Consider the following 20,868-nt stretch of genomic DNA (forward strand, 5'->3'; position numbering starts at 1 on the left):
CATGTGGAGCCTATTTGCCCGCCGCCTCCTGCAGCTGGTCCCCACCGTATTCCTGCTGTCGCTGATCATCTTCTCGCTCCAGCATCTCCTGCCTGGCGATCCAGCGCTGATCCTCGCCGGCGAGAACCCGGATGCCGAAACGGTGGCCGCCATCCGCGCACAGTACCATCTCGATCAGCCTATTTTCGTGCAGTATCTCTACTGGGTGCGGGGCGTGTTCTCGGGCGATCTGGGCATGTCCATGCGCCATGGCCAGCCCGTCGCCTCACTGATCCTGCTCAAACTGCCGGTGACGCTGCAGCTCGCCGTGATGGGCATCGTCATCGCCCTGCTGCTCGGCATCGCCGGGGGCGTTATCTCCGCCCTCAAGCGCAACACCCCCGTCGACTATGTGACGAACGTCGTGTCGCTGGCCGGCATCTCGATCCCCAATTTCTGGCTCGGGATCATGATGATCCTGTTCTTCTCCATCTATCTGCGCTGGCTGCCGGCCTCGGGATATGTCAGCCCCGGCGAGAACTGGCAGATGAATCTGGCCACCACGATCATGCCGGCCTTCGTTCTCGGCTGCAGCATTGCCGGCGTCATCATGCGCCACACGCGTGGTGCCATGATCCAGGCGCTGCAGAGCGACTACGTCCGCACCGCCCGCGCTAAGGGCCTAAGCGAATGGGTCGTGCTGTTCAAGCACGCCATGCGCAATGCCCTAACGCCGATCATCACCCTCGGTGCGCTAGAATTTGGTGCGCTCCTGTCCGGCGCGGTGCTGACCGAGCAGATCTTCACCATTCCCGGCTTCGGCAAGCTGATCGTGGATGCCGTGTTCACCCGGGATTACCCGGTGGTGCAGGGCGTCGTCCTCGTGACGGCCCTCTTTTACATCATCCTCAATCTCCTGGCCGATATCGGCTATATCCTTGTTAATCCTCGTCTGAGGAGCTGATCTTGGCCGCAATCTCTTCTTCTGCGCCGCGCACCAACCCACGGACCGCCTGGACCCAACATCGCGTCTGGCGCCGCCTCGTGCGGCACAAAAGCGCCATGTTCGGCCTGATCATCGTAGTGTTCATGGTGCTGGTCGCGATCTTCGCGCCCCTTATCGCACCCTATGATCCCACGGCCCAAAGCTGGACGGCCGTCCGCAAGCCGCCAAGCGCGGAATTCTGGATGGGCACCGACGAGGCCGGGCGCGACATCCTTTCGCGCATCATCTATGGCGCCCGCGCTTCGCTGATGGCGGGCCTGACCTCGGTCGCCATTGCTATCGCCATCGGCGTCCCGCTTGGGCTCGCCGCCGGCTTCATCGGCGGCTTTGTCGATGGCCTCATCAGCCGTTTTACCGACGCGATGCTGGCCTGCCCCTTCCTGATCCTTGCCATTGCACTTGCCGCTTTTCTCGGGCCCAGCCTGACCAATGCCATGCTCGCCATCGGCATCACCGCCATGCCGCTCTTTATCCGCCTGACGCGCGGCCAGGTGCTGCAGATCAAGAGCGAAGAATATGTGGAAGCGGCAAGCGCCGTCGGCAATCCGCGCTGGCGCATCGCCTTCCGGCATATCCTACCCAATATCCTGCCCCAGCTGATGGTGCAGAGCACGCTGACCATTGCTGCGGCCATCATTGCAGAGGCCAGCATGTCCTTCCTCGGACTGGGGCTGCAGCCCCCGGCACCGTCCTGGGGCTCGATGCTCAACACGGCGCAGCGCTTCATGGGCAACGCACCCTGGATGGCACTGTGGCCCGGCATGGCCATTTTCATCACCGTGCTGTCCTTCAACCTGCTGGGCGACGGTTTGCGTGATGCGCTCGATCCACGCTCCAAGTAGGAAAGCGCGCGGACGGGTTGCAATCTGAGCGCCAAAGCCTCACCTACGCAGACATACAGAAAGAGGCATCCATGGCGCGCAAACCCAATTACGACTTCGAACGGCGGGAACGCGAGCGGCTGCAAAAGCAGAAAAAGGCTGAACGAGCTGAAGCCAAGCTCAAACCCGCCGGCGAAACCGAGAACACCGATCCCGACCAGACCTCCAGCGAGCAGTAGATGGCTTCGCAGGGATCGACCTTCGGGCTGCAAACACTGCTTCTTGTCAGGGCCGGAGCGTGAAGTCGCCCCCACCCCCGGACCAGGCAGATTCGTTGCGCCAGCTGGGTTGGGGAACATTTCTCCAGGACCAGCTTTCGGCCGGGGAGGCAGAGTTTACCCCAGCCAGGATCGATGCCGTGCACCGTGCGAGGCTCACCGCGCTCTCGGTAACTGGCCAGATCGACATCGATCTACCGGTGCGTACCGACACGGCTGACTTCGCCGTTGGGGACTGGGTCCTCGCAGATCCCCTGACAGGGCTCCTGCACCGACGGCTGGAGCGCAAAACGCTGTTGCAGCGTCCCGGCGAGGGCCGAAGGCCCGCCCAGCTCGTCGCGGCCAATGTCGACACCCTGCTGGTTGTCGTTTCCTGCAATGCCGACTTCAACACCGCTCGCCTCGAGCGCTACCTCGCTTTCGCCAATGATGCAGGAACCGAACCCGTTATCGTCTTGACCAAAGCCGACATGGCCAGCGACCCAGCCGATTACCTGCGCCAGGCCAAGGGCCTGCAGCGCGACCTGGTTGCGCTTACACTGAACGCTCGCTCGCCTGATGCCGCGTTAGCGCTGCAGCCCTGGTGCGGGGCTGGCTCCACAGTAGCCGTGGTCGGCTCATCGGGCGTTGGCAAATCTACCTTGGTCAATACGCTGGTGGGTGAAACCGGAGAGCCGCCACAGCAAACCGGAAGGGTCCGGGAGACTGACTCAAAAGGGCGCCACACAACGACGTCGCGCTCTCTTCACGCCGTTCAAGCTGGCGGCTGGGTAATCGACACACCCGGGGTGCGCAGCCTGCATTTAAGGGATGTCGGCCAAGGCATCGACATGCTGTTTGCCGAAATCACTGAGCTTGCCCCCGCTTGCAAGTTCCGCAACTGCAGCCACGATCACGAGCCAGGATGCGCCGTTCGCGCAGCTGTGGCGGCAGGCACGCTCGACCCGGAGCGCTTGGCCCGCTGGCGAAAGCTGCAGCTGGAAAGCGGCGGCAAAGGCCACTAGGCAAGCCCCAAGCTGGACCATTAAGGGGTGGTTCGCTGACTTGCGGGCGAGCTATTCGCGGAATGCATCACCGCCAGATCACAGTCCCGCGATGTAACAGATTTGATCGACCTTCTTCACACATCGCTAACCATCAGCGGCGCACCGTCTATGCAGGAGAACACCCTCATGAACGCTGAACTGCATCCCGATACCAAGCCGACGCGCCATTTGATCATGAAGGAAGACAAGGTGGACCCGATGTGGGCTGCCGACGAGGACGATCGACGTGCCGCCATTATTCGCCGCGCCGCGGCCGGAGCCCGCAAGGCCCTGCGCGAGCGGAAGTGAGGTTCAGCTTCAACCCTCTTGATCGTTGCTGAGGCCAAGATCCACTGAGTTCATCCACGGTGGGCGCCACTCCGCTCTGGACCAATTGATGTGTCCATGCCAGGAGGAACCCCGTCCGGCCCGAACCATTTGGCTCGCAGCTTGAGTTAAATATCAGGAGTTTGGATGAGTAAGGCTGTTGGCGCGGACGGCTCGCTTCTTTCCGCTGCGACCCCATCCCTCTCCTGGATCTCGGTGGCGCGTCACGCGCCATACTTTGTCGATGAAACCGGCTCCCCCTGGACGCCCATCGGGCAGAACGACGCTATCAGCTGGCCCGAGCTGAATGGCCTCTTTCGCCGCCGCGACGTGGAAAGTGTCGAAAAACACCTGCTGTGGCTCAAGGACAGCGGGGTTACCTGTCTGCGGCTGATGCTGGAATATGCCCAAGTCCGGCACCGCTATTTCGAACGCCCCGCTGGCCGCTACGTGCCTTCCATGGTGCAGTTCTGGGACGACCTATTTGCCCTTTGCGAGCGCATCGGCCTGCGCCTGCTCCTGACCCCGGTTGATACGTTCTGGACCTGGCTGCATTGGCGCTGGCACCCTTGGAACACGGCCAATGGCGGTCCGCTCCGCTCGCCCTCGGAGATCCTCACCTGCCCCGAAACCCGGCAGCTGATTAAGGCAAGGCTGGGCTTTGCCGCCCGCCGCTGGGGTGGATCAGGCGCGCTCTTTGCTTGGGATCTGTGGAACGAAATTCACCCCGCTCAAGCCGGCGACAGCGCCGACAACTTTTCTGAATTCATCCATGACCTCTCCAGCTATGTCCGTGAACTGGAAACCGAACTCTACGGCCGCGCCCATCCCCAGACCGTTTCCGTATTTGGGCCGGAGCTGACGTGGAAGCCGCATATGGCTCTGCACGAGCATATCTTCCGCCATCCGGATCTCGATTTCGCGACCATCCATATCTATGGCTCGGGGCCGATCGACAATCCCAAGGACACGGTGCAGCCGGCCGTCCTGTTTGGCCAGATCGTTCGCGACAGTCTCGCCGAGATCCGCGACCACCGTCCCTTTCTCGATACCGAGCACGGCCCGATCCACAGCTTCAAGGATAAGAAGAAAACGCTGCCCGAAGCGTTCGACGACGAGTATTTCCGCCATATCGCCTGGGCCCATCTCGCCTCGGGTGCGGCGGGCGGCGGCATGCGCTGGCCCAATCGCCATCCCCATGTGCTGACGCCCGGCATGCGCCGCGCGCAAAAATCCATGGCCGATTTCCTGCCGCTCCTGAACTGGACCGAGTTCAGGCGCCGCAACCTCAATGCCGAGATCACCGCCGAAGGCTTTCACGCCTTTGGCTGCGGCGACGCCCAGCAGGCACTGGTCTGGCTGTTGCGCGGCGATGAACTGGCGGCCGATGGGCGGGTGCGAACCGACGTTTCCCCCCGCTCAACCATGGTCCGCGTTCCTGGCCTTGCCGACGGCACTTACCAGGTGACGGGCTGGAACACTTCGGATGGGCGGGCCGTCGATCAGCAGGTCGCCAGTGGCCGCAACGGAGCGCTTGAATTCACGCTGCAGCCAATCGTGGCTGATCGCGCTTTCGCCATCACGCCGCTTTAGCCGGGGCGTGACCCTGGAGACGACCGCTCATAACGGTCTGGCTCCAGGTTCGTCGGCAGCGGCGCCCCGCCCTTAGCTGGCAGCGGGACGATACGCGACCGAGCGCTGATACAGCGCCACCAAACGCTCGATCTTGGCTTCCTCGATCACGGTCACCTTGGGCGTGCCAAGCCGGCCCGAGGGGTCCACCACGGTCATGCCGCGGGTGATGCCGGGTGCCAGCGCCACATCGATCGATGCTTCGATCGTCTTGGTCACGATGCCGGGCTCGATCACGGCCGCAGCGGCTAGCGGGTCCACGAAGCGGAAATGGTCTTCCCCGCCATAGCCGATATTGGTCTGCCGGGCATGGTGGGCCAGGGCCAGCGAGAACTGCTTTTCGAAGCACTCGGGGAGCGCAGCGAACATCGCATCCACTTCCGCCCCCGTCATGTAATGGGTAACGCAGGGCTCCCAGGGGGCCACGAGGGTCTCGATCTCGGCCCCGAACACGATCGCGGCCGCCTCCGGGTCGGCATAGATATTGAACTCTGCCGCGGGCGTGGTGTTGCCGCGGCCGTAAACCGTAGCGCCCATGATCGTGAGCTGCCCGATGCCGCCCACAATGTCGGGGGCCAGGCGCAAGGCCAGCGCCAGATTGGTCAAAGGCCCGATCATCAGGATATCGATTTTGTCGCCGGCAGCGGCCGCTGCGCGTAGGCTCGAAACGAGGAAGCCAACCGCATCTTCGCTGGCGGGCTGCGCCGTTTGCGTGGGCCGCGGTGCACCGCCAAGGCCATCTTCGCCATGGATATATTTGGCATCGATAATGGGCTGGGTCAGCGGCCGTGCCGCCCCCTTGTGCACGGGCACATCACCCGCCCCACCCACGGCAAGAACCGCCAGAATGTTCCGCGTGGCGGCATCAAGCCCCACATTGCCAAACACGGTGGTGATGGCATCCGGCGTGCGCCCCGCTGCGATCAGCATCAGCAGCGCCTGCGCGTCGTCGACGCCACCATCGGTATCGAGAATAAACTTGCGAACCATAAAACTACCCTTTGCGCCGCTGGGTAGCTGGCCCGCACTTTGGTCCGGGCCAGCCAAACGGCATTAAAAACGCCTACGCCGCCGCGCCCCGGAGGGGCGTTGCGACGCTCGGCTTCCGCTTAACCCGGGAGCGCGGCGATGTCAGGGCTTAGGCGCACAAGAGGGGTGTTAATTTTCGCGCGAGTGGCGGGCGCGGTCACCGCGCCCGCCGTGTGGTTTACAGCGGCACGGCGCTGAAATCGTCGGCATAAACGCCAACCGAAGCGGTGCCATCGGCTGTCACCGAGCCGCGATACATGCCTTCGGTGTTGTGCGGCATGGCGATCCGGCCCTCGAAATCAACCGCAATGAGCCCGGCGCCGCACTGGTCTTCCGTCAGATCGGCAATGGCAGCCTGTGCAGCATCCGCCACAGCTTCCCCGCGATAGCGGATGCGCGCGGCAATGTCATGGGCCGTGCCACGGCGGATGAAATACTCGCCCAGGCCCGTGCAGGACACCGCCACCACGCCATTGCAGGCATAGGTGCCGGCCCCGATCACCGGTGTGTCGCCAACGCGGCCAACGCGCTTATAGGTATAGCCGCCGGTCGAGGTCGCCGCGGCCAGATTGCCCTGATCGTCCAACGCCACCGCACCCACGGTGCCGTGCTTTTCGGCTTCGCTGCGCGGCCGCATCAGCAGGCCCGCCTTTTCTTCCTGGGCCCGCAGCCAGTGCTGCTGGCGCAGCGGCGTCGTGAAATAGGACTGCTCCACCATTTCGAGCCCCTGCTCGCGCGCAAAGGCATCGGCACCGCCGGCCGACAAGAGCACGCAATCACTGTCATCCATCACCCGGCGCGCCGCACGCACCGGGTTGCGGATGGCACGGGCGGAGGCGACGGCCCCTGCTGCACGGGTGCGGCCGTCCATGATGGCGGCATCCAGCTCATGGTCGCCGGCGGCATTGAGCACCGCGCCATGGCCGGCATTGAAGCTCGGGTGGTTCTCGAGCGCCACCACGGCCGCTTCCACTGCATCAACCGCCAACCCACCACGGGAGAGGATGTCCCAGCCGGCGCGCAGCGCATCACGCAGGCCATCCCGGGCGGCCTGGTAGGTCTCGGGCGTGAAGTTGGCGCGCGGAATGGTGCCGGCGCCGCCGTGGATCACAAGACTTGCCATGCTTTATGCCTCTTCCGAATAACGGGCTTGGAGATAGTTGAGATAGGGCGCGATCTCGAGCGAGCGCCCGGTCACGCGCTGGAGCAGTTCATCGCGCGAGAAGCGGCGGCCGTGCTGCCAGATATTGTCGCGCAGCCAGCCGGCGAGCGGCACATAATCGCCCGCTTCAGTCGCCCCGATGACTTCGGGCACGCTATTGCGCGCCGTTTCCATCAGCTGCGCTGCCGTGATGTTGCCAATCGTATAGGTCGGGAACGAGCCGAGGTAACCCACCGACCAGTGAATATCCTGCAGGCACCCCTGCAGGTCATCGGGCACATCGAGCCCGAGATCGCGCTTGATTGCCTTGTTCCACTCGCCCGGCACATCCGCGACAGCCACGCTGCCATCGAGCATGGCTTGCTCGAGTTCCACCCGCAGCATGATGTGGAAGTCGTAGCTCATCTCGTCGGACTCGACGCGGGTCAGGCCCGGCGAAACCCGGGTCACGCCCTTGTAGAACTCCTCGGCGGTGACATCGTCATAAACGCCTGGCACATCGCTGCGCAGATCGTCCATATGCCGCTGCCAGAAGGACCGACTGCGCCCGACATGGTTCTCCCACAGCCGCGACTGCGACTCATGGGCGCCAAAGCTCGTGCCGCCCACGGCATAAAGCCCGATGAGGTCGGTCGCGAGTACAGAGCGGGTCAGCTCGGGCGCAATGTTCTGCTCGTAGAGCCCGTGGCCGGTTTCATGCAGCGTGCCGAACAAGGCCATCGGCATGTAGTTGGGACGATAGCGCGTGGTCAGGCGCACATCGTTGCGCGTGAACGACACCTCGAACGGATGCACCGAAATATCGAGCCGCCCACGGTTCTGGTCGAAGGTGAATGCCTCCGCCATCCGGGCAGCGAACTTGCGCTGCAGGGCCGGATCCACTGTGCGGAACAAGAAGTCGCTGCGCGGCGCCGGGCGCGCCACGGCCGCGTCGTAGATCGGCTTAAGACCGGTCCGCAGGGCGCTGAAAAGACTCGTCAAACTGGCGGCGGTCTCGCCGGGTTCATAAAGCCCCACAAGTGCATCATAGGGGTGCTCCTGCCAGCCTATGGCATCGGCATAGAGCTTGGAGAGGCGCAGCATTTCGGCCAGATGAGGCGCAAAAATCGAAAAATCATTGGCCTGCCGGGCGGCAATCCAGGCGTCATTGGCCACCGAGTGCTGAGCCGCCCGCTCCCGCACCAACTCACCAGGCACGCGTAGGTGGAACTCGATGGCTTGCTTGGCCTGCACCACGCTGCGCCGCTCGATGGAATCTTCGGGCAGGCCAGCGGTTTCCGCGTCGGCGGCCGCGGTCAGGTCGCGCGTCTTGTTGTCGACGATCAGATCGCGGGCGAGGCCCGTTAGCGTGCCCACCTGTTCGGAGCGCGTGACGCTGGCCTGCGCCGGCATCATCGTGCGCGCATCCCAGTTGAGGATGTTCACGGCATTGAGCACGTCGTTGACCGCGCCGAAGCGCGCGACGAAATCTTGGTAAGCAGTCATGTCAATCAGGCTCCTGTGCCACCATCATAAAGGTGGCAGGCAACATCGCCGGGGGCACCGGCGGCAGGCTTGAGAACGGGACGGTCGACCTTGCAGCGCGGTCCGGCATGAGGGCAACGCGGATGGAACGGGCATCCTGGCGGCGGATTGAGCGGCGAGGGAATTTCCCCGACCACGGCCGAAAACGCACCGCGCCCGGCACCCAGCTTGGGCACGCTGTCGAGCAGAGCACGCGTATAGGGATGGGCCGGCGCATCGAACAGCGGCACGGCATCGGCCAGTTCCACGATCCGCCCCAGATACATGATGGCGACGCGGTCCGATACGTGGCGCACAACGCTGAGGTCGTGGCTAATGAAGACGGCGGTAAGCCCCAGCGTCTGCCGCAGATCGAGGAAGAGGTTGAGCACCTGCGCCTGGATCGACACGTCGAGCGACGCTACCGGCTCGTCCAGCACCAGCAGTTCGGGCTGCATGGCAAGGGCGCGCGCAATGGCCACGCGCTGGCGCTGGCCGCCCGAGAACTGGTGCGGAAAGCGGCGGCGCGTGCTGGGATCGAGACCCACCCGGCGCAGCATGTCGGCCACATAGCTGTCCGCGCCGCTGGCCGGCACGAGCTTGTGGTGCACGGGGCCTTCGGCCACCGTGTCGCCCACGCGCATGCGTGGATCAAGGCTCGAAAACGGGTCCTGATGCACCATCTGCACACGGGTCGTCAGCTTGCGCGGGCGCCCGCCGGTGCTGGTGGCCACGGGCTTGCCGTCAAGGGTGATGGCCCCGTCGCTCGGGTCATAAATGCCGGCAATCATCCGCCCAAGGGTGGATTTCCCGCAGCCCGACTCCCCGACGAGGCCGACCACCTCGCCCTTTTGCACGCCCAGACTGACGTCCGTTACCGCATGCACGGTCTGCGTGCGGTCTTTGCCGCCCAGCTTATGGGCGATCTTGTCGGTCAGGGCCGGGCGGCGCACGAAGCGCTTGGAGGCGTTGGTGATGGCAAGGATCGGCTGGTTCATGCCGCGCCCTCCAGAATGGGGTGGTAACAACGCACCATGGTGTCGCCGACCGGCGCCAATGGCGGCATGGTTCGGCAGATCTCGGTGGCGCGCGGGCAGCGCGGCTGGAAAGGGCAGCCCGGCGGCAAATTGGCCAGCGAAGGGGTCGAACCCTTGATCTGCGCCAGCTTCTCGCCGCGCTTGGCTTGGCTCGGCACCGAAGCGATCAGGCCGGCCGTATAGGGGTGCTTGGGGTGAGCCAGCACCGCCGCGCTTTCCCCCGACTCCACGATGCGGCCCGCATACATCACCGCAATATCGTCCGCTAGGCTCGACACCACCGACAGATCGTGGGTCACCCAGACAAACGCCGTGCCGGTGCTGTCGGCGAGCCGGCGCACCTCGGCCAGGATCTGGCTCTGGATCGACACGTCGAGCGCCGTGGTCGGCTCGTCGGCAATGATCACCGCGGGCTTGTGCAGCAGCGCAATAGCGATCGCCACGCGCTGGCGCATCCCGCCGGACAAATGATGCGGGTAGACATCGAGCCGCTCATCGGGAGCAGGGATACCCACCAGCGCCAGGGCATCCCGGGCGCGCTTGCGCGCGTCGGCGGTGGAGATGTTGAGATGCGCCTTGAGCGCCGCCACCATCTGCGTGCCGATCTTGAGCACGGGATTGAGCGTCATCATCGGATCCTGGAAGATCATCGAGATGACGGCCCCACGCGTCTTGCGCATGGCCTCGTTGTCGAGGCTCGCCAGATCGGTGCCATTCAGCAGGATGCGGCCACCGACGATCTTGCCCGGTGCATCCACCAGCCGCAGGATCGAATAGCCGGTGACCGACTTGCCCGAACCGGACTCGCCAACCAGCCCCAGGATGCGACCCTTGCCGACGGAGAAGGATACCCCATCCACGGCCTTGAGTACGCCCTTGCGGGTAAAGAAATGGGTCTGCAGTTCTTCCACAGACAGAACGGCATCACTCATTGGCCGCGCCTCGGATTAAGCACATGCCGAACCTGATCGCCGACAAGATTGATGGAAACGATGGTGATCACCAGCGCGACGCCGGGATAAACCGAGATCCAGAAGCGGCCCGACAGTAGATACTGGAAGCCGTTGGAAATCAGCGCGCCCAGAGAGGGCTCGGTGAGCGGCAGCCCAAGGCCGAGGAACGACAATGTCGCTTCCAGCGCAATGGCGCTTGCGACCTGCACGGTCGCCACCACGATGAGCGGGGGCAGCGAATTGGGCAACAGGTGCCGCAGGAGGATGATGTGCGCCGGCAAGGGCGTGGCAATGGCCGCCTCGATATAGTCCTTGTCGCGTTCGGCGCTCGCCGAGCCGTGGATGGTGCGCGCAAAATAGGCGTATTGCGCCACGACCAGAGCCGTCACCAGCTGCCACAGCCCCTGCCCCAGCATGGCTGTCAGCACCAGCGCCAGCAGGATGGCCGGCATCGAGAGCTGCAGATCGACCACGCGCATGATCAGCGCCTCGACCCGGCCGCCCTTGAAGGCGGCGACGAGTCCGATGGTCATGCCAACGAGCAATGCCAGGGCACCCGACATCAGCCCGATCAGCAGCGATATCCGCAAGCCGTAAAAGATCGCCGACAGCAGATCGCGACCCGCCGCATCGGTGCCCAGCACATGCACATAGCCGCCCGAGCCAACGCTGCCTGGCGGCAGGCGTGAGTCGAAGAGGTCGAGCTTGGCCAGGTCATAGGGGTTCTGCGGCGACAGCCAGGGGGCAAAGATGGCGATCAGCACGATGGCGACGATGACCACCAGCGAAACCAGCGCCACCTTGCTTTCGGAGAACTCGCTCCAGAAGTCGCGCAGCCGCGTGCGCCAGGTTTCAACCTGAAGATCTTCAACCATGCTCATGCCGACCGCCTCGCGCGAATACGCGGATCGAGAATGCCGTACAGCAGATCGACCACCAGATTGATGAGAACAAAAAGAAGCACCACCAGTATGAGGTAAGCCACCATGACGGGGCGATCGAGCACCATGATGGAGTCGATGATCAGCTTGCCGACGCCGGGCCAGTTGAAGATTGTCTCGGTCACGACCGCAAAGGCTAGGGTCGAACCGAATTCAAGGCCGAACACGGTCACGATCGGGATCGAGATGTTCTTGAGCACATGCAGGCCCACGACCTTGCTTTCCTTGAGGCCCTGAGCGCGCGCAAAGCGCACATAGTCTGAGCTCATCGCCTCAAGCGTGCCCGCGCGGGCGAGCCGGATCAGCAGGCCCATATTGAACAGCGCGAGGTTAAAGGCTGGCAGGATGATGTAGCTCCAGCCCTCGGGCGTGAAGAACGAGAAGGGCACGCCGAGAAGGTCGCTGGTCGGTCCGCGCCCGCCTGAAGGCAGCCAATGCAGCTGCACGGCGAAGGTCAGCACCAGCAACAAGCCCACCCAGAAGGTCGGCAGCGAAAAGCCGAGGATCGACAGCGCCATGATGGCCTTGGACGAAAACGCCCGTGGCCGGTAGCCGGCCCAGATCCCGAGGGGTACACCGACTACGGCGGCCATCAAAATGGCGCCCAGCGCCAACTCAAAAGTCGCTGGCAAGCGCGAAAAGATCAGATCAAGTACGGGTACGCGGTACACGAATGACTGGCCGAACTCGCCCTGCAGCACATTGCCTACGAACACGAAATACTGCTCGTACAGCGGCCGGTCGAAGCCGTACTGCCGGATGAGGTTTTCTCGAATTTCCTGGGTTGAGGCCGGATCGATCATCACATCGATAGGATTGCCGATGGCGTAAACGCCAATAAACACCAGGATCGACATGACCACCACGACGATGGCTGCCTGAAAAATGCGTTGGATGAAGAATCCCAAGAACAGGAAATCCGCTAGCGTGAAGCCCCACCGGGCTCAACAGGTTGATGGGAACCGCCCGGCTGTCAGCTGAACAGCCGGGCGTCGAGAGCTTTACTGAGCGACAGGCTGGATCAGGTGGGCGAGTGTTTCCTGGTCAACACGCGGCTCGAAGGTCAGCGTGTCGGCCTTGGCAGCCCAAACAGTCTGGATGATCACGGTCGGGATCAGCACACGGTCGTTCATCGAGAGCTCGGTAGCCTGCTTGTAGAGCCCACGGCGCTTTTCATCATCCAGCGTGCGCGAGCCTTCCTCGAGCAGAGCATCGATCTCTGGGTTGGAATAGCCCGACTTGTTGAACGCGCCGAGACCATTTTCCGGATCAGCGGTGTGCACCAGCGAACCATAGGTGTAGGAGGCTTCGCCCGTCAGCGTACCCCAGCCCGAAAGCCAGAGGCTGAACTCGCCAGCCTGCTGGGCCGGGAAGAACACTGTGCCGTTGAGCGCATTGGCGTTGATCTTGAGACCAGCACGCGCCCACATCTGCGACAGGGCCTCGCACACAGCAGCATCGCCGGGGAGACGGTTGTTGGTGCAGGCAAAGTCGAGCTCGAAGCCGTTGGGGTAGCCAGCTTCCGCCAGCAGCGCCTTGGCACGTTCGAGGTCGTACTCACGAACCGGCAGATCGGTGGAGCCGCCAAAGAAGGTGGCTGGCATCAGCTGGTTGGCGGGCTTGCCCAGGCCTTCCAGCACGACTTCCGAGAGGATGTCGCGGTTGATGGCGAGGTCCATGGCCTCACGAACGCGCAGGTCCTTGAGCGGGTTTTCAGCGATCTCGGCGCCGTTCACCTTGGCCTTGACCGGCAACTCGTCCTTCACGTTCGGCGTGATGTTGAGGATGTAGACGCTGTCAGCAATGAAGGTGTCGAGACGCGAGTCATTCTGCATGGCAGCATAATCGGTCGCCGGCACGTAGTTGATCAGGTCAACTTCACCGGACTGGAGAGCCGCAACGCGCGATGCGTCATTGGGGATTTCCTTGCGGACGACATTTTCCCAATGGGCTGGCTCGCCCCAGTATTCCTCATTGCGCACGAGGACGAGGTCGCCCTTGGGCTGCCAGGACACGAACTTGTAGGGGCCGGTGCCGATAGCGGCCTTGCCCGAGTTGAACTCTTCATTGCCCACTTCCCCGATCTCGGAGGACACAACGAACAGGCGAATGAAGTCGTTGGGGAGCGTGGCGGCCGTGCCCTTGGTGTGGACATGCACGGTGTAGTCGTCGATGACCTCAACCGAATCCACCGACTTGGTGTAGATGGTCATGCTCATCGGGCCAGTAACCTGGGGAATGCGGTCGATCGAGAACTTGACGTCCTCGGCGGTCAGGTCGGAGCCGTCATGAAACTTGACGCCTTCCCGGATCTTGAATTCCCAGGTGTCGTCATCGACTGGCGTCCACGAAGTGGCGATCGCCGGCTGCAGCTGCAGGTCCTTGTCGACGCCGATCAGCGTATCGAAGATGTGGCGCAGCGACTCTGCCTGGCTACCCAGGGTCGACCAATGCGGATCGATGGAGTCAGGACCGGCGCGCACGCCGATCGTCAGGTCGTCAGCCATGACCTGGGCGGACAGAGTTGTGGAGCCGATCAGGGCTAAGGTGAGGGCGAGGACGGCATTCTTCCGGAAAAGCATTTGAACCCCTTGATTACGTGGCGCCACTGTTCAATCCTGTACTGACTGACTAGAACGCTTGCGCCCAAACGGAACCAGATCGGCCCTTGATGTCAAGCTCTCCTCGCACTAATCTGCCGGAAAAACGATCAAATCGTTCTGACCGCCTAGGACATGCGCAGGCTGAGCTAATCCTGGCCACATTTGCTGCGAAACTCGACCGCTCCCTGCCCGTCCCACTCGGCGTGCAGCTCCAGGGCCTTATCCAATATGGCGTTGCGCTCGGCGACCTGCCGTCCGGAATGCGGCTACCCTCTGTACGCGAGCTGGCGGAAAGCGCCGGCGTAGCCCCCATGACCATTGTAGGCGTCTACAACGAACTCAAGCAGCAAAAACTGATCGAAACGCGCGGCAGTTCGGGCACATTCGTAGCCAAGACCGAGAGCTTGCCCGACCCCACGGTGTTCCAGCGGCTTAACCCCGCCATCGACGCCCTGCTGCAACTGGGGCAAAGCCTGGGCGTGGACGCTGGCAGGATCACCGCCATGATTGCCGGTCGCGCTGGCCATCTGCGGTTCCAGCAAGCAAACGGGCTCAATCTCGTGCTGGTGGGCTTGTTTGCCGATGCGACCCAGGCCTATGCCGACCACATTCGCCCGAACTTGCCCGCAACTGACACTCTTGTGGCAGTAACCGTCGATGCCTTGCGCAATGGATCGCCCCTGCCCCCTGCCGACCTGATCCTAACCTTCGCCAACCGGCGGGCTGAAGTCGAGCAGATCGTTGGCACCAATATCCCGGTGCTCGGCCTTCAGTTTATTGCCTCGGAGGCCACCCGAACCCGCCTCGCCGGCCTCGATCCAAGCATGCGGGTCGGCATCGTCTCCATCTTCCCCCAGTTCATGGCGATGATGAAGTCCGGCGTCATGCGCTTTTGCCCTCATGTGACCAGCACGGCGATCACCATGGCCGACGATCCCGAGCTCGAACGCTTTATCGAGCAGGTCGACGTCGTGGTTTATGCCACCGGCCTCGACTGGATGGCCGGCAAGGTCGCCCCCCATCAGCAGGCATTCGAATACCGGCACGCGCCGGACCGCACCTTCGTGCAGCAACACGTCCTGCCGCTGCTTGATACCCTGAGAAACAATACCACTGCCAAGGAGACAGCATGAAAATCGCCGACATGAATTGGTTTCAGGTTGAAACTTACCTGAAATCGGATGACCGGGCGATCGTGCCTCTCGGCTCTACCGAACAGCACGCCTATCTGAGCAATGCGGTGGACTCGATTCTTGCCGAGAAGATCTCGGTGGAAGCTGCTGAACCTTATGGCATTCCGGTGTTCCCGGCCCTGGCTTTTGGCATCACCCCCTATTTCGCCACCTATCCCGGCAGCATCACGCTGCGCATGGATACCTATGGGCGCATCATCACCGATATTCTCGATAGCCTCGCGAGCACTGGCTTCAAGCGGGTGCTGTTCGTGAACGGGCATGGCGGCAACACGCCCGGCCAGACGGCCGCGCTCGAATGGCTCAACAGCAACCCCGATTGCCGCATTCGCTGGCACAACTGGTGGAACGCGCCCAAGACGCTTGCCAAGGTGCACGCCATCGATCCCGTGGCTTCGCACGCTTCCTGGATGGAGAACTTCCCCTGGACGCGCCTGCCCAATATCGGCATGCCCGACGAGCAAAAGCCGATGGCCGACCTCGACAAGCTCAAGACCATGGACGCCGGCAAGGTCAAGGAATACCTGGGCGACGGCAATTTCGGCGGCCGCTACCAGCGCTCGGACGAAGACATGCAGGCGATCTGGGACGTTGCCGTTGCGGAAACCCGCGCGCTGATCGAGGATGGCTGGGCATGACCGACACCATCTTGATCTGGGGCGGCGGCGCCATTGGCGGCACGCTCGGCGCCTTCATGGCCCGCGCCGGCGAGGATGTGCTGCTGGTGGACATCGTCCCCGAGCACGTCGCTGCCATCAACGAAAATGGCCTGCTCATCGAAGGGCCGGTGGAAACCTTCACTCAGCCCATGAAGGCGGCGCTGCCCGCTGAGGTCACCGGAAAGTTCAAAACCGTGATCCTGGCGGTCAAGGCGCAGCACACTGAAGCGGCCATCGAGGCTCTTCGTCCGCTCCTGGCTGAAGACGGCTATGTCGTATCGGCCCAGAATGGCCTTAACGAACTCACCATCGGCAAGCTGATCGGCCCCGAGCGCACCATTGGCTGCTTTGTCAATTTCGGCGCCGATTGGCTCGAAGCGGGCAAAATCCTCCTCGGCAATCGCGGCAAGGTGGCGATCGGCGAGCTCGACGGCTCGGTCACCGACCGGATGCGCGAAGTGCACCGCCTGTTCTCGCTCTACGAGCCCGACGCCGAGCTCACCACCAATATCTGGGGCTATCTCTGGGGCAAGATGGGCTATGGCGGCATGCTGTTCGCCACCGCCCTCACCCCAGCCTCGATGTCGGACAACTTCGCCAGCGCCAAGCACGCCGCCGTCTTTGAAGGCCTTGGCCGTGAAGTGATGGCAGTTGCCCGCGCCCGTGGCGTGACGCCCTTGGGCTTCAACGGCTTTGATCCCGCCGCCTTCATGCCGGGCTCCTCAACCGAGGACGCCAAGCGCTCCATTGCCGCCATGGAAGAACACAACCGCCACACCGCCAAGACCCATTCGGGCGTATGGCGCGACATCGCCGTGCGCAAGCGCAAGACCGAGGTGGACGCGCAATTCGCCATTATCATCGATCTGGCCAAGGAAGCGGGCGTCGAGGCCCCGATCACCAAGCGCTTGGTTGAGCTGGTGCACGAAGTGGAAAATGGCCGCCCCCAGTCCTGGGACGTTCTGGACGAGTTGTTGGCAGCATGCAGCTAGATTTCACCGGTAAACGCGCGGTCGTCACGGGCGCCGCCCAAGGCATTGGCCGCTACATCGTTGCGGCTCTCGCTGACGCCGGCGCCCGCGTCGTGGCTCTTGACCTGGACCCACAAGGCCTCGTCGAAGCCAAGGCCGCAGGTGCTGAACACACCATGACCCTTGATCTGTCCGACCGCAGTCAGGTGCAGGCAAGGTTCAGCGAAATCAATGCCCTGCTCGGGGGCATTGACGTTCTGGCTCTGGCGGCCGGGGGCGTGCGGGGCCAGGTGGCCCAACCGCTCGAGGACGTGTCCGAGCAGGCTTGGCATCAGCTTTTCGCCGCCAATGTCGATGCTGCCTTCTGGTGCGCCCAGGCCGCAGCGCCCGGCATGAAAGCACAAAAAGGCGGACGCATTGTCACCATCGCGTCGGGCGCTGGCTTGCGCCCGAGCCTGACCGGCATCCAGGCCTATAGCTCAGCCAAGCACGCCCTTGTGGGCCTGACCAAGCAGCTCGCGTTGGAACTTGGGCCCCACGGCATCACGGTCAACAGTGTCGCCCCTGGCTTTGTGCTGTCCAATCCCGCCACCCAGCGGCAATGGGAAAGCTATGGCGAAGCCGGGCAAAAGGCGCTGGTGGACTCCATCCATCTGCGGCGACTGGGCGATCCTGCCGATATCGCCAAGGCCGTGCTGTTCCTCGCGTCCGAGCACGCCAGCTGGATCACCGGCCAGATCCTGAGCGTCGACGGCGGCCGCGCCTGACCAAGGAAGCCGCCCCAGGGCGGCTCCACCTCCATCGGATCAACGCTGATCCGGTAGACTCGGCTACTGGGAGGCTTCGGCGCCGCCTTCCAGAGACTCTGGTGCCGTGACGTCACGCTGCGGACCTGCGGCATTGAACGAGCTGACCACGACGGCCCCGATGCCGAGAACCAGAAAAATTGCGAGAGCGATAAGAACGTTTCTCATAGGGCCTCCTGTCCCTGAGCTAACGGTCAGATCTCGCCTGCGGTTCAATTCTGCCCGTGTAATCCCGCAGCGGATCGCCCGAGGCACTCCGTGGCATGCCTACTCACCTATGCCGCCTGGGAAAGCCCGTCCTTTGGCAAGCGTGGCGTTGTCATTGAAATTCGCCCGTAGCGGCAATGACTTGCACCGTCACACAGGTGTTGCACTTCCGTAATAAAACCGTCGCCACGGCTTCATAGGTTGGCCGGGTCACAGCGCGGGCCCGGACTTGCCGGATCGGCTAACACGATAAAGACGAACTCCGAAAAGGGAACCACATGAAAACTGCACTTCTTGCCAGTGCTGCAGCCGTTGCGCTTGTTGCCGGCTCCACTGCTGCGTTCGCCCAGACCCGCGATACCATCCAGATCGCCGGCTCCTCCACCGTTCTACCTTTCGCGTCGATCGTCGCTGAAGAATTCGGCGCAGCTTTCCCTGAATTCAATACGCCAGTGGTTGGCTCGGGCGGCACGGGCGGTGGCTTGTCCCAGTTCTGCGCTGGCGTTGGCGACAACACCATCGACATTGCCAATGCATCCCGCCAGATCCGCGACGGCGAGCGCGAAGCCTGCACCGCCGCCGGCGTGACTGACATCCGCGAAATCCAGTTCGGCTTTGATGGCATCGTCTTTGCCTCTGCCGCATCGGGCCCCGACTTTGCCCTCACCCCTGTTCATGTCTACAAGGCAATCGCAGACAAGGTAGTTGTGGACGGCGAACTCGTGGACAATCCCTACACCAACTGGTCCGAAATCGATCCCTCGCTGCCCGACCAGCCGATCATGTTGGCGGTTCCCGCTTCGAACCACGGCACGCGTGAAGTGTTCCAGGAACGCGTTGTGGACGCCGGTTGCGAGGAAGCCGGTCTGCCTGAAGGGCTGAGCGAGGACGAAGCGGAAGCCGCTTGCACCACTTACCGTCAGGACGTGGTCACCGAGATCTCGGGTGACTACACCGAAACTCTGGCGCGTCTTAATTCTGACCCCAACACCGTCGGCGTTTTCGGCCTCTCCTTTTACGAGCAGAACACAGATACCCTGAAGGTCGCCACCGTTGACGGTGTAACGCCCTCCAAGGAAACCGTAGCAGCAGGTGAATACCCTGTCAGCCGTCCGCTGTTCTTTTACGTCAAGGGCCAGCATATCGGCGTCATCCCGGGCCTTGAAGATTATGTCGCCTTCTTCCTGTCAGAGGCCGTTTCCGGCGAAGGCGGCGTGCTTGAAGCTGCCGGCCTGATCCCCCAGCCCGCCGAAAAAACCGAAGAAGTTATGGCCGCTTTCGAAGCTGGCCCGACCCAGTAATCGATCCAGCGGGCCACCCTCCAAGGTGGCCCGCTCCCTTATGTGCGGGAGCATCGCATGAATTCCCTTGCTGTTGCCGGCCTCTTGCTGGTGTTGCTCGGCTTGTCCTACCAGACGGGTTGGTCGCGCAGCCGCGCTCTTGCAACAACCAGTGGCCAGAAGGTCCATTCGCGCCCACAATACCACGGTGCCTATACCGCCATCTGGACCATGATCCCCGCCCTGCTGGTTCTGCTGCTCTGGGCCTGGTTCGGTGGCCAGATCACCCACAACTACATCGTCGGGCAGATTCCCCTCGAAACCCTCCAGTCGCTCGACCAGACCGGCCTGAACGCCACCATCGGCCGCATCCAGGCTATCGCCTCGGGCTTTGGCGTTGCTGGCGAAGTCGCCCCCTATGAGCAAGCCGCCGGGGAACACCTGCGCTGGTTCCAAATGCTCACCAGTGCCGGCGTGCTGCTGGTCGCCGCCCTATGTGGTGGTGCCGCGCTTCTTTACGCCCGCAAGCGCATCACTGCCCGTCTTCGCGCCCGCAACGCAGTGGAGCGGGTCATCAACATCGGTTTGCTGCTCTGCTCGGCGGTCGCAATCCTCACCACCCTTGGGATTGTTGCGTCGCTGCTGACCGAAGCCATCCGCTTCTTCACCTTCATCCATCCGCTCGATTTCTTCTTCGGTACAGTTTGGGCCCCCAATAATGCCCCCGCTGCCGGCAATTACGGGCGTTACGGGCTGCTCCCGCTCCTCGCCGGCACGCTGATGATCACCGCCATCGCGATGCTGGTGGCCGTACCTTTAGGTCTGATGGCCGCCATTTATCTCAGCCAATATGCGCCGCGCCGGCTGCGGGCCGTCGCCAAGCCCTTGATCGAGGTGCTGGCCGGCATTCCGACCATCGTCTTCGGGTTTTTCGCACTCGTGACCGTCGGGCCATTCCTGCGCGACTTCGGCCGTCTGGTCGGGCTCAACATCAATGCCACCAGCGCCCTCACCGCCGGCATTGTCATGGGCATCATGATCATCCCCTTCGTCTCCTCGCTCAGCGACGACATTCTCAACCAAGTGCCACGCACTCTGCGCGATGGTTCATACGGGCTTGGGGCCACCCAGAGCGAAACCATCCGAAAAGTGCTGCTGCCCGCCGCGCTGCCGGGCATCGTTGGCGCCTTTTTGCTGGCCGTCAGCCGCGCCATTGGCGAAACCATGATCGTGGTGCTTGCCGCGGGCAATGCACCCGTGCTGCGCGGCAACCCCTTCGAGCCCGTTGCGACAATCACCGTGTCCATCGTCAACCAGCTCACCGGCGATACCGATTTCTCCGGCCCTCAGTCCCTCGTCGGCTTTGCCCTGGGGCTCACCCTCTTCGTGATTACCCTCTGCCTCAACATCTTCGCGCTTTATATCGTCCGCCGCTTCCGGGAGCAGTACGAGTAAC

General features: G+C 63.0%; 20 protein-coding genes and 1 pseudogene. 12 read left to right on the plus strand and 9 right to left on the minus strand.

The window, feature by feature from the left end; all coding sequences use genetic code 11:
• Position 1 precedes the first annotated feature (1 nt).
• The 6 genes and pseudogenes from ELX51_RS11355 (at position 2) to ELX51_RS11370 (ending at position 5,029) form a co-directional block, all read left to right on the plus strand.
• On the plus strand, positions 2-943 hold the full coding sequence (locus tag ELX51_RS11355; protein ID WP_127753621.1) for an ABC transporter permease: 942 nt from the start codon (positions 2-4) through the stop codon (positions 941-943).
• A gap of 11 nt (positions 944-954) precedes the next feature.
• Positions 955-1,827 (plus strand): ABC transporter permease, encoded by an 873-nt coding sequence (locus tag ELX51_RS11360; protein ID WP_127755264.1) that lies wholly within the window; start codon positions 955-957, stop codon positions 1,825-1,827.
• Between the two features lie 71 nt (positions 1,828-1,898).
• Positions 1,899-2,045 carry a hypothetical protein gene (locus tag ELX51_RS20035; protein ID WP_164854843.1) on the plus strand — a complete coding sequence of 49 codons (147 nt, stop codon included), beginning with the start codon at positions 1,899-1,901 and terminating at the stop codon, positions 2,043-2,045.
• A gap of 59 nt (positions 2,046-2,104) precedes the next feature.
• Positions 2,105-3,117 (plus strand): annotated as a pseudogene (rsgA, locus tag ELX51_RS11365) (ribosome small subunit-dependent GTPase A); the annotation flags it as partial.
• 139 nt (positions 3,118-3,256) lie between these two features.
• Positions 3,257-3,418, plus strand: coding sequence for a hypothetical protein (locus tag ELX51_RS20040; RefSeq protein ID WP_164854844.1), 162 nt, complete (start codon positions 3,257-3,259; stop codon positions 3,416-3,418).
• Between the two features lie 165 nt (positions 3,419-3,583).
• A complete protein-coding gene (locus ELX51_RS11370; RefSeq protein WP_127753623.1) occupies positions 3,584-5,029 on the plus strand; it encodes a hypothetical protein in 1,446 nt (481 codons plus the stop codon).
• Between the two features lie 72 nt (positions 5,030-5,101).
• On the opposite strand, the gene ELX51_RS11375 is transcribed toward ELX51_RS11370, so the two are convergent.
• The 8 genes from ELX51_RS11375 to ELX51_RS11410 form a co-directional block, all read right to left on the minus strand.
• Positions 5,102-6,058: a nucleoside hydrolase gene (locus ELX51_RS11375; protein ID WP_127753624.1), complete on the minus strand. Its 957-nt coding sequence runs from the start codon at positions 6,056-6,058 to the stop codon at positions 5,102-5,104.
• Positions 6,059-6,275: 217 nt separating this feature from the next.
• Positions 6,276-7,220, minus strand: a complete 945-nt coding sequence (locus tag ELX51_RS11380) for an isoaspartyl peptidase/L-asparaginase (RefSeq protein WP_127753625.1) — start codon at positions 7,218-7,220, stop codon at positions 6,276-6,278.
• A gap of 3 nt (positions 7,221-7,223) precedes the next feature.
• Positions 7,224-8,744 carry a carboxypeptidase M32 gene (locus tag ELX51_RS11385; protein WP_127753626.1) on the minus strand — a complete coding sequence of 507 codons (1,521 nt, stop codon included), beginning with the start codon at positions 8,742-8,744 and terminating at the stop codon, positions 7,224-7,226.
• A gap of 5 nt (positions 8,745-8,749) precedes the next feature.
• Positions 8,750-9,760: an ABC transporter ATP-binding protein gene (locus ELX51_RS11390; RefSeq protein WP_127753627.1), complete on the minus strand. Its 1,011-nt coding sequence runs from the start codon at positions 9,758-9,760 to the stop codon at positions 8,750-8,752.
• Positions 9,757-10,731 (minus strand): ABC transporter ATP-binding protein, encoded by a 975-nt coding sequence (locus ELX51_RS11395; RefSeq protein WP_127753628.1) that lies wholly within the window; start codon positions 10,729-10,731, stop codon positions 9,757-9,759. Before ELX51_RS11395 ends, ELX51_RS11390 begins: the two co-directional genes overlap by 4 nt.
• Complete coding sequence (locus ELX51_RS11400; protein ID WP_206524744.1) at positions 10,728-11,627, minus strand: ABC transporter permease; 900 nt, start codon at positions 11,625-11,627, stop codon at positions 10,728-10,730. The genes ELX51_RS11395 and ELX51_RS11400 overlap by 4 nt, the downstream gene beginning before the upstream one ends.
• Before the next feature lie 2 nt (positions 11,628-11,629).
• Positions 11,630-12,601 carry an ABC transporter permease gene (locus ELX51_RS11405; RefSeq protein WP_282567555.1) on the minus strand — a complete coding sequence of 324 codons (972 nt, stop codon included), beginning with the start codon at positions 12,599-12,601 and terminating at the stop codon, positions 11,630-11,632.
• Positions 12,602-12,694: 93 nt separating this feature from the next.
• Positions 12,695-14,275: an ABC transporter substrate-binding protein gene (locus ELX51_RS11410; protein ID WP_127753630.1), complete on the minus strand. Its 1,581-nt coding sequence runs from the start codon at positions 14,273-14,275 to the stop codon at positions 12,695-12,697.
• Between the two features lie 89 nt (positions 14,276-14,364).
• On the opposite strand from ELX51_RS11410, the gene ELX51_RS11415 reads away from it, so the two are divergent.
• From ELX51_RS11415 to ELX51_RS11430, 4 genes are read left to right on the plus strand one after another with little or no spacing between them, the layout of a single operon-like run.
• Complete coding sequence (locus ELX51_RS11415; RefSeq protein ID WP_127753631.1) at positions 14,365-15,429, plus strand: GntR family transcriptional regulator; 1,065 nt, start codon at positions 14,365-14,367, stop codon at positions 15,427-15,429.
• Positions 15,426-16,127 carry a creatininase family protein gene (locus ELX51_RS11420; protein WP_127753632.1) on the plus strand — a complete coding sequence of 234 codons (702 nt, stop codon included), beginning with the start codon at positions 15,426-15,428 and terminating at the stop codon, positions 16,125-16,127. The genes ELX51_RS11415 and ELX51_RS11420 overlap by 4 nt, the downstream gene beginning before the upstream one ends.
• A complete protein-coding gene (locus ELX51_RS11425; RefSeq protein ID WP_127753633.1) occupies positions 16,124-17,140 on the plus strand; it encodes a 2-dehydropantoate 2-reductase in 1,017 nt (338 codons plus the stop codon). The genes ELX51_RS11420 and ELX51_RS11425 overlap by 4 nt, the downstream gene beginning before the upstream one ends.
• On the plus strand, positions 17,131-17,886 hold the full coding sequence (locus ELX51_RS11430; protein ID WP_127753634.1) for an SDR family NAD(P)-dependent oxidoreductase: 756 nt from the start codon (positions 17,131-17,133) through the stop codon (positions 17,884-17,886). Before ELX51_RS11425 ends, ELX51_RS11430 begins: the two co-directional genes overlap by 10 nt.
• Positions 17,887-17,949: 63 nt before the next feature.
• Here ELX51_RS11430 and ELX51_RS20045 read toward each other — a convergent pair whose 3' ends face one another.
• A complete protein-coding gene (locus ELX51_RS20045; protein WP_164854846.1) occupies positions 17,950-18,093 on the minus strand; it encodes a hypothetical protein in 144 nt (47 codons plus the stop codon).
• A 317-nt stretch (positions 18,094-18,410) separates the two neighbouring features.
• On the opposite strand from ELX51_RS20045, the gene ELX51_RS11435 reads away from it, so the two are divergent.
• The gene (locus ELX51_RS11435; RefSeq protein WP_127753635.1) at positions 18,411-19,433 is read left to right on the plus strand and encodes a substrate-binding domain-containing protein; all 1,023 of its coding nucleotides are present in this window, start codon (positions 18,411-18,413) and stop codon (positions 19,431-19,433) included.
• A gap of 57 nt (positions 19,434-19,490) precedes the next feature.
• Entirely contained in the window at positions 19,491-20,867 is a 1,377-nt protein-coding gene (pstC, locus tag ELX51_RS11440; protein ID WP_127753636.1) for a phosphate ABC transporter permease subunit PstC, read from the plus strand.
• The last annotated feature ends 1 nt before the right edge of the window (position 20,868 follow it).

The sequence above is a fragment of the Devosia sp. 1566 genome (assembly GCF_004005995.1).
Taxonomy (GTDB): domain Bacteria; phylum Pseudomonadota; class Alphaproteobacteria; order Rhizobiales; family Devosiaceae; genus Devosia.

Coding starts and splice junctions, on each gene's coding strand:
- ELX51_RS11355 (WP_127753621.1), top strand. CDS start 2: ATGTGGAGCCTATTTGCCCGCCGCCTCCTGCAGCTGGTCCCCACCGTA.
- ELX51_RS20035 (WP_164854843.1), top strand. CDS start 1,899: ATGGCGCGCAAACCCAATTACGACTTCGAACGGCGGGAACGCGAGCGG.
- ELX51_RS20040 (WP_164854844.1), top strand. CDS start 3,257: ATGAACGCTGAACTGCATCCCGATACCAAGCCGACGCGCCATTTGATC.
- ELX51_RS11370 (WP_127753623.1), top strand. CDS start 3,584: ATGAGTAAGGCTGTTGGCGCGGACGGCTCGCTTCTTTCCGCTGCGACC.
- ELX51_RS11375 (WP_127753624.1), bottom strand. CDS start 6,058: ATGGTTCGCAAGTTTATTCTCGATACCGATGGTGGCGTCGACGACGCG.
- ELX51_RS11380 (WP_127753625.1), bottom strand. CDS start 7,220: ATGGCAAGTCTTGTGATCCACGGCGGCGCCGGCACCATTCCGCGCGCC.
- ELX51_RS11385 (WP_127753626.1), bottom strand. CDS start 8,744: ATGACTGCTTACCAAGATTTCGTCGCGCGCTTCGGCGCGGTCAACGAC.
- ELX51_RS11390 (WP_127753627.1), bottom strand. CDS start 9,760: ATGAACCAGCCGATCCTTGCCATCACCAACGCCTCCAAGCGCTTCGTG.
- ELX51_RS11395 (WP_127753628.1), bottom strand. CDS start 10,731: ATGAGTGATGCCGTTCTGTCTGTGGAAGAACTGCAGACCCATTTCTTT.
- ELX51_RS11400 (WP_206524744.1), bottom strand. CDS start 11,627: ATGGTTGAAGATCTTCAGGTTGAAACCTGGCGCACGCGGCTGCGCGAC.
- ELX51_RS11410 (WP_127753630.1), bottom strand. CDS start 14,275: ATGCTTTTCCGGAAGAATGCCGTCCTCGCCCTCACCTTAGCCCTGATC.
- ELX51_RS11415 (WP_127753631.1), top strand. CDS start 14,365: ATGTCAAGCTCTCCTCGCACTAATCTGCCGGAAAAACGATCAAATCGT.
- ELX51_RS11420 (WP_127753632.1), top strand. CDS start 15,426: ATGAAAATCGCCGACATGAATTGGTTTCAGGTTGAAACTTACCTGAAA.
- ELX51_RS11425 (WP_127753633.1), top strand. CDS start 16,124: ATGACCGACACCATCTTGATCTGGGGCGGCGGCGCCATTGGCGGCACG.
- ELX51_RS11430 (WP_127753634.1), top strand. CDS start 17,131: ATGCAGCTAGATTTCACCGGTAAACGCGCGGTCGTCACGGGCGCCGCC.
- ELX51_RS20045 (WP_164854846.1), bottom strand. CDS start 18,093: ATGAGAAACGTTCTTATCGCTCTCGCAATTTTTCTGGTTCTCGGCATC.
- ELX51_RS11435 (WP_127753635.1), top strand. CDS start 18,411: ATGAAAACTGCACTTCTTGCCAGTGCTGCAGCCGTTGCGCTTGTTGCC.
- pstC (WP_127753636.1), top strand. CDS start 19,491: ATGAATTCCCTTGCTGTTGCCGGCCTCTTGCTGGTGTTGCTCGGCTTG.